The organism is Chromobacterium sphagni (assembly GCF_001855555.1).
In the GTDB taxonomy this organism is placed as follows: Bacteria; Pseudomonadota; Gammaproteobacteria; order Burkholderiales; family Chromobacteriaceae; genus Chromobacterium; species Chromobacterium sphagni.
Window position 1 is genome coordinate 1 of record NZ_MKCT01000052.1, and the last position, 12,917, is coordinate 12,917.

At 59.0% G+C, this 12,917-nt stretch carries 9 protein-coding genes and 4 pseudogenes; 7 read left to right on the forward strand and 6 right to left on the reverse strand.

Features of this window, described 5'->3' with window-relative positions:
* Positions 1-791, reverse strand: a pseudogene (locus tag BI344_RS23200) (IS5 family transposase); the annotation flags it as partial.
* A 620-nt stretch (positions 792-1,411) separates the two neighbouring features.
* Here BI344_RS23200 and BI344_RS17345 point away from each other — a divergent pair.
* The 4 genes and pseudogenes from BI344_RS17345 (at position 1,412) to BI344_RS17365 (ending at position 5,698) form a co-directional block, all read left to right on the forward strand.
* Positions 1,412-2,379 (forward strand): annotated as a pseudogene (locus BI344_RS17345) (IS481 family transposase).
* 153 nt (positions 2,380-2,532) lie between these two features.
* Positions 2,533-3,685, forward strand: a pseudogene (locus BI344_RS23205) (IS3 family transposase).
* A gap of 185 nt (positions 3,686-3,870) precedes the next feature.
* Positions 3,871-4,935 (forward strand): RNA methyltransferase, encoded by a 1,065-nt coding sequence (locus BI344_RS17360; RefSeq protein ID WP_071114103.1) that lies wholly within the window; start codon positions 3,871-3,873, stop codon positions 4,933-4,935.
* A 298-nt stretch (positions 4,936-5,233) separates the two neighbouring features.
* Entirely contained in the window at positions 5,234-5,698 is a 465-nt protein-coding gene (locus BI344_RS17365; RefSeq protein ID WP_071114104.1) for a hypothetical protein, read from the forward strand.
* Between the two features lie 176 nt (positions 5,699-5,874).
* On the opposite strand, the gene BI344_RS17370 is transcribed toward BI344_RS17365, so the two are convergent.
* The 3 genes from BI344_RS17370 to BI344_RS17375 all read right to left on the reverse strand — a co-directional run bounded on the left by BI344_RS17370 (position 5,875) and on the right by BI344_RS17375 (position 8,822).
* Entirely contained in the window at positions 5,875-6,825 is a 951-nt protein-coding gene (locus tag BI344_RS17370) for a CgnE/CgnB domain-containing protein (RefSeq protein WP_206600419.1), read from the reverse strand.
* 105 nt (positions 6,826-6,930) lie between these two features.
* On the reverse strand, positions 6,931-7,062 hold the full coding sequence (locus BI344_RS25900; RefSeq protein ID WP_275638838.1) for a hypothetical protein: 132 nt from the start codon (positions 7,060-7,062) through the stop codon (positions 6,931-6,933).
* A 257-nt stretch (positions 7,063-7,319) separates the two neighbouring features.
* Positions 7,320-8,822: an alanine/glycine:cation symporter family protein gene (locus tag BI344_RS17375; RefSeq protein WP_071114105.1), complete on the reverse strand. Its 1,503-nt coding sequence runs from the start codon at positions 8,820-8,822 to the stop codon at positions 7,320-7,322.
* A gap of 298 nt (positions 8,823-9,120) precedes the next feature.
* Here BI344_RS17375 and BI344_RS17380 point away from each other — a divergent pair, with 298 nt between their 5' ends.
* The gene (locus tag BI344_RS17380; protein ID WP_071114106.1) at positions 9,121-9,447 is read left to right on the forward strand and encodes a hypothetical protein; all 327 of its coding nucleotides are present in this window, start codon (positions 9,121-9,123) and stop codon (positions 9,445-9,447) included.
* A gap of 112 nt (positions 9,448-9,559) precedes the next feature.
* Here the strand turns inward: BI344_RS17380 and BI344_RS17385 are convergent, their stop codons facing one another.
* Together BI344_RS17385 and BI344_RS17390 are read right to left on the reverse strand one after the other, a co-directional pair.
* Positions 9,560-10,303, reverse strand: a complete 744-nt coding sequence (locus BI344_RS17385; protein WP_071114107.1) for a hypothetical protein — start codon at positions 10,301-10,303, stop codon at positions 9,560-9,562.
* 303 nt (positions 10,304-10,606) lie between these two features.
* Positions 10,607-10,822: a hypothetical protein gene (locus BI344_RS17390; RefSeq protein WP_071114108.1), complete on the reverse strand. Its 216-nt coding sequence runs from the start codon at positions 10,820-10,822 to the stop codon at positions 10,607-10,609.
* A 188-nt stretch (positions 10,823-11,010) separates the two neighbouring features.
* Here BI344_RS17390 and BI344_RS23210 point away from each other — a divergent pair.
* Together BI344_RS23210 and BI344_RS17395 are read left to right on the forward strand one after the other, a co-directional pair.
* Positions 11,011-11,577: pseudogene (locus BI344_RS23210) on the forward strand (transposase); the annotation flags it as partial.
* Positions 11,578-12,077: 500 nt separating this feature from the next.
* On the forward strand, positions 12,078-12,917 hold an 840-nt coding region (locus tag BI344_RS17395; RefSeq protein WP_071114109.1), incomplete at its 3' end, for a hypothetical protein.

The following is a 12,917-nucleotide window of genomic DNA, read 5'->3' on the forward strand; positions in this document are numbered from 1 at the left end:
TGTCGATAAATCGCAGACAGATCACTGAGATAGCCAGTTTGAGCAAGGCGTAATGCGTATCCAGCCGCCGTTCAAAGCGGATGCGCAACTTGCCGAAGCCCGCTAGCCAAGAATGGGTACGTTCTACCACCCAGCGGTGGCGACCTAGTCTCTCGCTGCTTTCCACCCCGCGCCGAGCAATTCGCACCAAGATTCCGCGTCGGCTCAGGTGTGCACGGCAACGGCGGTAGTCATAGCCTTTGTCAGCATGCAGCTTGTAAGGCTTTTGTCTGGGCCGTCCTGGCAAGCCAGGAACGGCAGGAATCGCATCGACCAAAGTTTCGAAGACCATGGAGTCGTGCCGATTGGCGCCGGTCATGCTCAGCGCCAGTGGCAAACCTCGGCGATCTACGATGATGTGCCGTTTGCTGCCGCATTTCCCTCGGTCGGTGGGGTTGGGACCGGTCTCTTGGCCCCCAGGGGGCTGGCAACGCTAGCCCCATCAATGCTGGCCCGGCTCCAATCAATTTGATCGTGTTGGCGCAGTTGTGTCAGCAGGCTAGATGTAGGCGATTCCAAATGCCTAGCGCTTGCCAATCCCGCAGCCTTCTCCAGCAGGTCATCCCGCTGCCAAAACCGAGTTCCTGTGGGAGGTCCTCCCAAGGAATACCGGTGGTGAGAACAAACAAGATGCCGTTGAGGGCTGCAAAATCATCCAACCGTGGCCGCCCACCCCGGCGGGAGCGAGGTGGCGGAGGGAGTAGCGGCTGCAATGACTTCCAGAGCTTCTGACTGACGACTTTCCGTTTCATCTTCGCTAGATGCGGGCATACGTATCCGGCATCAAGAGGTTTTGTTAGCGGGTCTAAGCAGCGCGAAAGCCAGCAGAAAAAAACGGCTGTATTTAGCAATCATTCAATATCTCCTTGAAGAATTCATTCATACGATAAATATCAAATATTCACTTACCTATTTTCTCGTCTCTGCCTGCATGATTTCCCAAACTGGCTGCAACCAAACCATCAGTCAGTGGCGAGCTATAATTACAATAGCATAATTAATGGATAGCATTATTAACTTTGCACGTTAGCGCTGACTTCAATACTGGTCCATCTTATTTCTTACATAAAATATTGAATGGTTTTGTGCACACGGTGACATTCAATGCAAATACGCTTTGCAAGCTCAGCAAAAAAATCAAACCAAATTGTATTGACATTGATATATAGAAGCATTGAATTACGATGAGCCTTACATTTAGACTCGCCAACAAAACCTATCGATAAATCGCAGACAGATCAATGAGAAAGCCAGCTTGAGCAAAGCGTAATTGTCGCATCCCAGACGATCATTTGAGCAAACGTATCTGGAAACTTACCCTCGCCCGTGAAGGTATGGGTATGCTTCTGCAAGCCCTACAACCGCAACAACGATGATCGTCAAACTGCACAAACAAGCCCGCACGGCGCCGGCTATCCGTGAGGAAATCCGCAACGCCACCGGTAGCCTGGCTGAACTGGCGGCGCGTTTCAACGTCAGCATCCCCACCATCATGAAGTGGAAGAACCGCGACTTCGTTGAAGACCGCTCGCATACCGCCCATCGCCTACAAACCACCCTGACGGCGGCTCAGGAACGTATCGCTGTCGAGTTGTGCAAGGTGCTCAAGCTCGGCCTGGATGACCTGTTGGTCGTCGTTGGCGAGTTTCTGAACCCCAAGGTTTCGCGTTCCGGGCTAGACCGCTGCTTACGCCGTCATGGCGTCGGCAGCCTGCGCGACCTGGAAGCTACACCGGCTAAACGCCCCAGCAAGCCGTGCAAGGCCTACGATCCGGGTGACTTCCATATCGACGTGAAATACTGGCCGCAGTTGCCTGATGAGACATCCCGACGCTATCTCTTTGTCGCCATCGACCGCGCGACGCGCTGGGTCTTTGTACGGATCAAGTCGAACAAGACCGCTGGTGCCGAGCGGGCGTTTCTGACCGCCTTACAGAAGGCAGCACCATGCCATGTGCGGACGATCCTGACCGATAACGGCAGTGAGTTCACCGACCCGCTGTTCAATAAGCAGAAGCAAGCGAGCGGGAACACGAATTCGATCTGCTGTGCGACGCGCTTGGCATCGAGCATCGGTTGACCAAGCCTCGCAGTCCGCAGACAAACGGGATGGTCGAACACTTCAACGGCCGGATCAGTGATGTGCTGGCCACGCACCGCTTCGAGTCAGGCCAGGATTTGGCCGACACGCTGGAGCGCTATGTATTGCTCTATAACCAGCATCTGCCGCAACTGGCGCTCCAACATCGGACGCCGACTCAGGCCATGAAGGACTGGCAAAAACAGCGTCCCGATTTATTCAAAAAGCGCGTGAGCAATCGTACGGGACTGGACACGTAATGCGTATCCAGCCGTCGCTCAAAGCGAATGCGCAACTTGCCGAGGCCCGCTAGCCAAGAATGGGTACGTTCCACCACCCAACGGTGGCGACCTAGGGTAGCCTGATTCCAGCAGACAGTTCTGATTGTTGCCATTAACAGTCGGGATTTTGCAATGAAGACCAGAAAGAAATATCCAGTAGAGTTCCGCGCTGAAGCGGTGAAGCTAGTCCTGGAGCAGGGCCTGAAAGAGGCAGCCCAAAGGTTGGTGATCCCCAAAGGCACGCTGGCCAAGGCCAATTGGGTACTGGCGGCGAAGGCCGGTGGCGATAAACCGGCGCCGGGAGCGCGCAGCGTTACCGAGTTGGAGGCAGAGAATGCCAGGCTGCGTAAGGAACTGGCCGAGGCTCGCCTGGACCGCGATTTGATAAAAAAAGCTGCAGCGTACTTTGCTCAGGCGTCACTGCCCGGTACGCTTGGATAGAAGAGCACCGAAACCTATTTCCGGTGGCAGTCGTGTGCCGGGTGCTGGCTGTGTCTCGCGCCGGGCATTACGACTGGCGTGGACGCTCTCCCTCCGAGCGAGAACAAGAGGATGAGCGGTTGAAAGTGGCGATTCGGGCGGCGCATGCCAAGACGCGGGAGACCTACGGAGCGCATCGCTTGCAGCCGGAACTGGCCGCGATGGGCTTTGAGGCCGGGCGCGACCGCATCGACCGGTTACGACGCGAGATGGGGCTCCGGTGTCGGCAAAAGCGCAAGTTCAAGGCGACGACCCACTCGGCGCATAGTCTGCCGATTGCAGAGAACGTGCTGGGCCAAGTGTTCGAACCGACCCGCCCGAATCAGGTCTGGACGGGTGATATCACGTATATCCCGACGGACGAGGGCTGGTTGTACCTGGCAGGGCTGAAGGATGTGTTCAGCTGCGAGATCGTTGGCTATGCGATGGGCGCGCGGATGACGACTGAACTGGTCAGCAAGGCGCTGTTTCGGGCCGCTCAGCACCATCGACCGCCGGCCGGCTTGATCCAGGCAGCCAATACTGCGCCAGGGCTTATGGCGATTTGCTGACGCAGTTTCATATGCAGAGCTCGATGTCACGCAAGGACAATTGCTTCGACAACGCGCCGATAGAAAGCTTCTGGGGATCGCTGAAAAATGAGCTAGTTCATCATCGCCGTTACGCGACGCGGGCGGAAGCAGAGGCGTCGATCAGGGAGTACATCGAAATCTTCTATAACTGCCAGCGCCGTCACTCGCGGCTTGGCTACTTGGCCGCGGCTGAATTTTCCCGGAGATACTGGAGTGCAGCCAAGGCCGCTTGAAACGAAGCTGTCCGCTCTTGCCAGGACACCCCAAACATAGAGTACACCTCCACGTCACATAAACCCAAGCCGAAGCAAATCCCCCCGCACTCCCCATCTTGCGCTACCCTACGCGCCGTGAACCAAAACGCGCGGGCCGAGGCACTTGGACCGCACACTGACAGCAACCGTATCCAGAACAACGCATGCGCATCCAGGAACTCCACCAATCCCTTGCCGACATCGGCGCCCGCCCCTGCCATATCGGCCGCATCAACCGCGCCTGGCTGCAGGGCCTGCCGCTGGATGCCGGCACTCGCCACCAGAAGAGTGAAGATTATTTCCCGCTGTCGGTGCGCAACGGTTTGCCGCCTATCGCGGCCAGGCTGGATAGCCTGGCGCGGATTCATTCGCGGCACCCGGCGGCGGATGGCTCGCTGCGGCTGCTGGTGGAGCTGGCCGATGGCCAGATGGTGGAGAGCGTGCTGCTGCCTCGCGACGGGCTATGCGTGTCCAGCCAGGTGGGGTGCGCGGTGGGCTGTACTTTCTGCATGACAGGCAAGACTGGCCTGCTGCGCCAAGTGGGCAGCGCCGAAATCGCAGCTCAGGTCGTGCTGGCGCGGCGGATCCGCCAAGTGAAGAAGGTGGTGTTCATGGGCATGGGCGAGCCGGCGCACAATCTGGACAATGTGCTGGAGGCGATCAACTGGCTGGGCACCGATGGCGGCATCGGCCACAAGAATCTGGTGTTTTCCACGGTGGGAGATCCGCGCGTGTTCGAACGGCTGCCGCAGCAACGCGTCAAGCCGGCGCTGGCCCTGTCGCTGCACACCACCCGCGCCGACCTGCGCGAGCAACTGCTGCCACGCGCGCCACGCATGAGCCCGGCCGAGCTGGTGGAGCTGGGAGAAGCATACGCTCGCGGCATCGGCTATCCAATCCAGTACCAATGGACGCTGCTGGCCGGCATCAACGACGGCCAGGATGAAATGGACGCCATCGTGCGCCTGCTCAAGGGCAAGCTCGGTGTGCTCAACCTGATTCCCTACAACAGCCTGGAGGCGGACAGCTTCCAGCGCCCCGCCGGCGAACGAATCGACGCGATGAAGCGCTATCTGCACAACAACGGCGTGCTGACCAAGGTGCGCGACTCGGCGGGACAGGACATTGAAGGCGGCTGCGGCCAACTGCGCGCGCGGGCGGCGCACATGATAGACGCCAGCCGCTTGCAAAAACGGAACAATGGAAGATTGCCGGGTTCGCAAGCCTGAAAGTTTCGTCGACTGCCCGCCAACCGCCACCCTGCGTGCGTTTCCGCTTGAACGACTGTGTCATGCGATGACTCGGTCGTGTCCCCTGCTCTAATTGAACGCAAGCAGCCAAGGCGGCTTTGCCCATCGCTTGGCTCCCCCTGCGCGTGCCCACCGCCCTGGCATGGCAAATGATGCAAGTACGGCACATCAAATTTAAACAACCATCCAAAAGGCCAGTAAAGCATTGTCATCAATCGACTAAGCTGCAAGCGCTGGAGCCAATCCAGTTAATTCACTCTTAACAAGGAAATATGACATGCCTTACGTAGTGAATATCACCGCAGCTGCGATCGACAACGACGACTGGCGTTCCAAGCTTCCTCCGGGCGAGGGCTGGACCGTGGTGACCAACAAGAATGGCAGCGCTCAGGACTTCAATCAGGGTGCCAAGGGAAAGTTCATCTACATCTACTACCAAACTGCCCAGACCGGCAAAGGCGTCTCGGCCATCCGTTTCATTACCGGCAAAGACGCCACTCCGCCTGCCGGTTGGCAAAAGGTCAACGTAGACCTGAATGATGGCGCGGGCGGCCTTTTCATTTACCTGTGCTTCCAGAACAGCGCCGAAACCAACTACATCGGCCGGATACAATCCGGCTACGGCGATACGGTTCAAAGCGCATTTGGCGACTTTGACGAGTATGCGGTTGTGATGGCGCAAGACATCAATCAGGGCGCGGGCGGGAAGTTCATCTATCTGGGCTACAACTTCAACGGTTAAGCCCCGCATCGGCCGGACGCGCGCCGCGCCCGGCCGACGCTTCATCGGGACCGGCCGCCCTGCAAGTAAAATCTGCCTGCTGGCACTCCGGCGGACCACCAACAGCCTCCTCCCCTAACGGCAAGAAACCGCGCGACCGCAGCCTGCATGCAGCTCGCCCGCCTGAGATCGCAGCGCTAAATCAGGAAACCATTGTCGAAAAACGGCGTGTCGTCAAAGCGCAAACGGCCGTCGGAAAAAATCAGGTCCAGATGATGGCTGCCCAGCACGCCGCCGCCCAAGCCCAGGTGCAGGCCCGGATGGCGCTCTTCGAAACCAGCGTTCAATCCATACAAGCCCTTCACCCCGCAGTTGGTGCCGATGCCGAACTCCTCCACCACGCGGTTGCCGGCATTGGCCGCCAGGTATTTGTCGAAATCCGCGGCAAAACGCGCGTTGTCGCAGGAGAAATCCACCACCCGGCTCTCACGTATCCTGATCGACACGAAATCGCGCACCACGCCGTACTTGACGGCAAATGGTATCGTGCTGAGAAAAGCGCCGCTGAAACGCACCTCGCCGTTAAGATCGCGGATCGTGGTGGCGATCTCGCCGGGAGTCAGGTCGACATTGCCGTCGCCGTCTATCGAGGTCCAGACCTGTCCGGGGCCGATGGAGCCGCTCAGCCAGCCGCCGCCTGGCTGTTCGAACACCACCTGCCGTGCCTCTCCCGCCAAGGCCATCAGGCGGAGGTTGTGCGCCGCGATACTCTCGCGCGGCTCGGCAAACGCCTCGTAAAAGTGCTGGCCGTAGTCCTTGAACAAAATGGATTTTTTCCAGTGTTCCTGCATCACCTTCTTGATGGGCTGCAAAAACACCGGCCCCAGGTGGCCGACAGTTTGCAGCGTGGATGAACGGTACAGAAAGATGAACACATCACAGCGCGCGATCGCGTCGGCGATGTCGTCGGACGGCTCGGTCTCCAACGATAGCAGTTGCGCATCGCCCGGAAACTCCGCAGCGGCGCCGGCGGCTATGGCGCTGGCGATGCCTTGGTGAAATCCGTCGAATCCCAGCAGCAAACGCACATCGGCGCCGGCAACCGTCTTTTCCCTGACCGCCGGATGCAAGGCCAGACATGCATACATGTTTCGAATGCTTTGCGCATGATCATCGCTAACGTACATGAAACCCTCCCAAAAAACGGGGCCACACAGGCCCCGTTCGACAATCGGCAAAGAGACAACCCGGTATCAGACCGGCCACAGCGCGGTGCCAAACGGCACCACCGCCTTGTCCTGCATCATTTCAACCGCCTCCGCGAAGGTTTCTTCCTGGAACCAGGCATCCAGCTCAATATCCGCGTTTTGGATGTGTTCGATCATTTTGCATCTCCTGTGTAGTTATCAAGAAAACGTAACCGTGCCAGAGCAAAAGCTCCAACATAATTACAGATGCATACCATCTGACAAAGTTCACGCTGCAATAGTATTAATTATGCTATTGGAGTTTCAATTGATCCGCAAATGGCATTACGCCATCCAAACAGGCACGATCATTAAGAGGCCAGATCCGTCCCATATGCAATGCAAACGCCCGGCTTGCCGGGCGTTTGGCCTGATCGCAGTGCGGGCAGGGCGGCTCAACCCGCCTTGGCCGGCGCAGCTTTTCCATCTTTGACATTGCCATCCTGCTCCGCCGCCAGGTTTGCCTCGGCGCGCTGGCCGCTCCAGTAGGCGGCGTTGGCTATTCCAAGCTTTTCCGGATGGAACACCGGATCCAGCCCTCGCGCTTTCTGCGCCTCGTAATCACGCAGGCAAGCCAGCGCCGGTTTCTGCAACAGGATGATGGCGATAATGTTGAGCCAGGCCATCAGCCCCACCCCGATATCGCCCAATCCCCAGGCCATATCGGCCGTCTTGACCGTGCCGTAGACAGTGGCCGCCATCAGGCCGATTTTCAGCGCAAATGTCAGCCAGGGACGCTGCACCTTGCGGTTGATATAGGCGACATTGGTTTCCGCGATGTAGTAGTAGGCGATGATGGTGGTGAAGGCGAAGAAGAACAACGCCAGCGCTACGAATACCGATCCGAACCCCGGCAAGATGCTTTCCATCGCAGTCTGCACATAGCCAGGGCCGGCAGCCACCCCGGCGATGCCGATGAAGATGGCCTGTCCATCCGGGCCCTGCACATTGTATTGGCCGGTGATCAACAGCATGAAGGCCGTGGCGGAACAGACAAACAAGGTGTCGATGTAAACCGAAAACGCCTGCACCAACCCCTGCTTGGCAGGGTGGCTGACAACCGCCGCGCTGGCGGCATGCGGGCCGGTGCCCTGGCCGGCCTCGTTGGAATAGATGCCGCGCTTCACGCCCCACTGGATGGCGAAGCCCAGGATCGCCCCCATGCCCGCCTCCATGCCAAAGGCGCTCTTGAAGATCAGCGCGATCACACCCGGCAACTGTTCGATATTCAGCGCGATCACCACGCAAGCGACAATGATGTAACCCAACGCCATGAACGGCACCACTGCCCCGGCGAACATCGCAATCCGCTTGACGCCGCCAAAGATGATGAAGCCCAGCATGATGGCCAACACGGCAGCGGTGACGGTGGGCGCGATGCCGAAGGCCGATTGCATAGAGTTGGCGATGGAGTTGGACTGGATGCCCGGCAACAACACCCCGGTGGCGATCACCGTGGTGATGGCAAACAACCAGGCGTACCACTTCTGCCCCAGGCCCTTTTCAATGTAAAACGCCGGCCCGCCGCGGTACTGGCCATCGATTTTTTCTTTGTACACCTGGCCCAGCGTCGACTCGACAAAAGCCGAGCTGGCGCCCAGAAACGCCACCATCCACATCCAAAACATGGCGCCCGGCCCGCCAAAAGTGATGGCGGTGGCCACTCCGGCGATATTGCCGGTACCCACCCGCCCCGCCAGCGTCATCGCCAGCGCCTGAAACGACGACACGCCGGAGCTGCTGCTCTGGCGGTTGAACATCAGCCGCAGCATCTCGCTGAAGTGGCGCATCTGCAAAAAGCGAGTACGCACAGAAAAATACAAGCCCACGCCCAGGCACAGGTAAATCAGTGCCGGGCTCCAAACCACGCCGTTGATGGCGATGACCAAATCATCCATGGGTTCTCCTCTGTAAACGAAGGCAGGCAGCCAGCTGTTCTTATGATTTCCTCGCGCCGACTGTCTGCACCGAACCGACAAGATAATGACCAAACCACCGCCAGCTCCAGTAAATGGATTGTAAAAATCATCAATTACAACAACTTACCCACATCGTCATTGCTGCAAGCGGAAAATCGTGACGGCATATAGAGCAAACGCTCTGCGCCGCCGGCGGCATGTCCACCCGCAATTACGGCGCCAGTTCGGACCATGGTATAGTGGCGGCCAAATCGTTTGACACAGAAAGACCAAACCGATGTCCACCCTCGCCCGCCCGGCGGCCTGCCTGCTGCTGGCCGCGCTTTGCGGTTGCCAACCGCAACAAAGAATCCAGGCCAGCTACCATTGCGAAGACCAAGTCAAATTCCGCTACGACAAGCAAAGCCAAACCGTGGAGCTGAACCGCGACGGCCAGCGCTATCAGGGCATCATGGATGAAAAGGGCCTGCTGACCTGGCCCAAAAGCAGCGCCGGGCAGGCCATGCCCGACAGCTTCTTCATCTCGCGCAAAACGCCAAACCAGATGAAGCTGTACGGCGGCTTTGCCGACACTGGCAAGGTTTGCCAGCTGGATCCGGGCTGAGCGCTGCCACCTCCGGCCTCGCCGCTCGAAACAGAATATGAAAATGCCGCCCGATTCGAGCGGGCGGCATTGCGGAAAAGAAAACCGGCGTTGCGCTATGGCGCGGAGCGAACTAAGTCGGCAACTGGTTCCAGTTTTTGCTCACCGTCTGGTTGCTCTGGCCATAGAAGGTGACAGTCTGCTTGGTGGCGTCGGAGGTAATCTTCCACAAATACCTGGCCCCCGGCAGCTCCTGCTGCGCCACCACCTTGCCCGACGCGTCATAGGCGACCAGGTTCAGCGAGACCCTATTATCGATATAGGAATAGGCCCAGTAAGTGAGGCCGTTGTAACTGATCACATTGCACGTGGCGCTTTCGCCATCCGGCGTGGGCGAGTTGGGCCCGGTCATGAACGCGGCCTGAAGCCCGGCAGGAATCGTCGGGTGAGAGCTGACGTTCACGGTTGAAATCTGCGGGCCGGCGGGCTGGACGGTAATCGGAATGCCGGCGCCTTGGGAGCCCGCCCCTTCGGTAAACCACACCACGCCATTACCCGAAGCGCCACTGCCGGCCTTTTGCGCTCCGCCGTTCACGTTGAGGGCAAAGCTCCACGGCCCGCCCCAGTTGACGCCCATCGCGACAATCTCATAGTCGCCGTTCGGCAGGTTGACAGCATAGGTGCTGTTCAGCGCCCCGTTCACCCCATTGAGCACCGCAGGCTCGGTGTAAGCCCCGGAGTTGATGTTGACCGTGACATTGACGGCATTGCCATTGCCGCTCTGAATGTGCGCAAGCTGGTAACTTGCGCCCCACTGATAGGCAATCACATACAACTCGTTGTCGCTTGCTGTGATATGGATAGTATTGGATGACATGGCATGCTCCTGATGGATTAAGGGTGAGACATGACAGCGTGAATCCACGGGCGGCTGCCGATACCCCCGAACCAGCAGGCAGCATCAGCGGCACCGATTGCTGCTGGCGGAAGAAACCGGCCGCCTCACGGCGGGCAGGCTCGTCCAGCCAGCATGCACGCCACTTTGAGCGCGCGCACCGACAAGTACAAGCTAGTACGAATACCTAAGCCACTCCGGGAACGCGCCAACTGTCGCAAGCGGACAAGCGCGCCATCCCCAAGAAAAAGGCCGCCTCCAGGCAGCCTTGCCCCCGCCGCGCCATTACTGCCGGCGGTATACCATGCTGCCGCGGTCATCATCCACCACCAGGCTACCGTCACCGCGCGCTTTGAATAGCATGCTCTTGAACGGCGCGCGGCGCAGATAAGCGGTGTCATCCACCGAAAAAGCAGCCAGACGCTGTTCCGCTCCATCGGCAGGGATGGCAAACCATTGCGGCTCCGCTCCAACGCCATCGCGGCGCAAACCAGCGCGCACCCATGTCTCGGATGGATGCCGGCATGCCGACAATCGCCACCCAATGGCCAGCCTCCGCCGGTTTCCGCACGCGCATTTCCTCGTCGCGGAGCGGTCTGTAAACCGGCTCCCTCTCCGGCCCCGCCGCCTGCAGCTCCACCCGGCCGGATACCAATGTCCAGCGCCCCTGGGCATATTGATCCTAGACTGTCCCGGACTACAGTGCACGGCGTCGGCATCAGCTGACGCTGCAGGTCAAGATTCCCTATCAGAAACGCTCAGGCGCGCTGCATCTGCTGGTCGATAGCACTGGCATCAAAATGCCGGGCAAAGGCGAATGGAAAACGAAAAAGCATGGTGCCGGATACCGCCGGCAATCGCGCAAGGTTCATCTGGGCATCGATGCGGAAACCCTGCCAATCCGGGCCATTAAAGGTGACAGACAATCGCCAGGTCGATGCGCCAATGTCGCCTTCGTTGTTGGCGGAGATCCCACCAGATGAGTCGATAGCCTGAGCGGACAAGGAGGCTCACTGGGCGCGCCGGCTCGAAACGAGATTCTGCGCGCCACCAAGCGACTTGGCCGGTTGGCCGGGCGACCTGGAAACGCTGAAGCGGCTACCATCGCCGCAGCTTGGTGGAGACCAAGATGCACGGCTTCAAACTGTTAGGCGAAAGGGTGATGGCCTGACGCTTCGATGGCCAGGTGACTGCGTGCGGCCATCTTGAACCGCTTCAACATGCTGGGCCTTCCATGCACGGTGGCGGTGGCATAGGCCTGCTGGTGGAAAGGGGAAACTCACTCTGCTCCGGACTTATGCAACAGAGCCCCTTCATAAATGCAAATTTCATGAAAAAACTTACTGACCGCCTATCGTGCAAACCATGCTGGACGGCGCACATCAATAGGCATAAAGCCAAATCCTTGCCGATGGCGCCGCGAAGCGGCCCAAGATGACCATCTGCCAAGACTCGATTGCAACCATGCGCCCCGCAGCAAAAGACATTCATCATCAACAGGCTCCGGCACAAGCCAATACTCCGGCGTTGCTGGCCTTTATATCAGCCGCCACGCCAACCATGGCACGCCCCCCACTTGAATGCACAAGCCGTTGATGCTGCCAAGTTCCAATTGACTGATCGTTCGAACAGTCAGCAACAGCCACACGCCATCTACGATCATCAAAGGCATGGCACAGGCTGGCCGGCACGCACCTCTCTCAAATCAGCTTCATCAGGAAACAACTCGCCTTCCCCACTCTCACAAGGAGCACGCATGGCAATCCTGAACAAGGCATGGATCAGGCATCTGTTGCATGGCGCAACGCTGCTGGCGATATTGCAGGCGCTGGCCCCGCTGCCCGCGCAGGCGGAGGCCAACCGCCTCACCACGGCCAGCGCCAATCGACCGGCCGACGTCCCGGCCAATTATGTCGTCACGCCTTTCGGCTTCTTCCACCCCTCCTGCGTGCAAGAAATAAAGCGCCAGGAGAAACTGCTGGCCGATGGCCGGATACAGGCGGCAGATGGCAACATCCGCGCAGGCGCGAGCTGCGGCCACGTGCGCTACGGCGCGCATGGCGAAGCGATAGCCGCGCATGACGCTCAAGCCGGCCCGCGGCCGGCGGCATCGACACAGGACACGGCAAATGGCTGGGTGGAGGATACCGACCTGGTCACCAGTTCGGCCTATGGCGGCATCAACGCCAGCTGGGCCGTGCCGGCAGCGCCTGTCGGCAGCGATGGTCAGGTGGTGTATTTCTTCCCCGGTCTGCAGGACCGCGACAATGTGCAAAGCATTCTGCAACCGGTGCTGGGCTGGAACGCATTCAACGATAACGCCTGGACCATAGCCAGCTGGAACTGCTGCCAAAACGGCGCGGTGAACTACAGCACGCCGCAGACAGTGAACAGCGGCGACCAGATTGTCGGCACCGTGCAGAACAACTGCGCCGCCGGCACCGCCACCTGCGCGTCCTGGAGCATCAATACCCTGGATATCACTCTGAACGTCTCCAGCGCGCTGAACCGCACCAGCAATTACGGCCAGACCTTCAACTGGGCGTTCGGCGGCGTGCTGGAAGTTTACGGAGTGGCAGGCTGCCAAGACTATCCG

Bases quoted from the DNA above. Each gene is read 5' to 3' on its own strand.
- BI344_RS17360 (WP_071114103.1), top strand. From the start codon at position 3,871: ATGCGCATCCAGGAACTCCACCAATCCCTTGCCGACATCGGCGCCCGC.
- BI344_RS17365 (WP_071114104.1), top strand. From the start codon at position 5,234: ATGCCTTACGTAGTGAATATCACCGCAGCTGCGATCGACAACGACGAC.
- BI344_RS17370 (WP_206600419.1), bottom strand. From the start codon at position 6,825: ATGTATGCATGTCTGGCCTTGCATCCGGCGGTCAGGGAAAAGACGGTT.
- BI344_RS25900 (WP_275638838.1), bottom strand. From the start codon at position 7,062: ATGATCGAACACATCCAAAACGCGGATATTGAGCTGGATGCCTGGTTC.
- BI344_RS17375 (WP_071114105.1), bottom strand. From the start codon at position 8,822: ATGGATGATTTGGTCATCGCCATCAACGGCGTGGTTTGGAGCCCGGCA.
- BI344_RS17380 (WP_071114106.1), top strand. From the start codon at position 9,121: ATGTCCACCCTCGCCCGCCCGGCGGCCTGCCTGCTGCTGGCCGCGCTT.
- BI344_RS17385 (WP_071114107.1), bottom strand. From the start codon at position 10,303: ATGTCATCCAATACTATCCATATCACAGCAAGCGACAACGAGTTGTAT.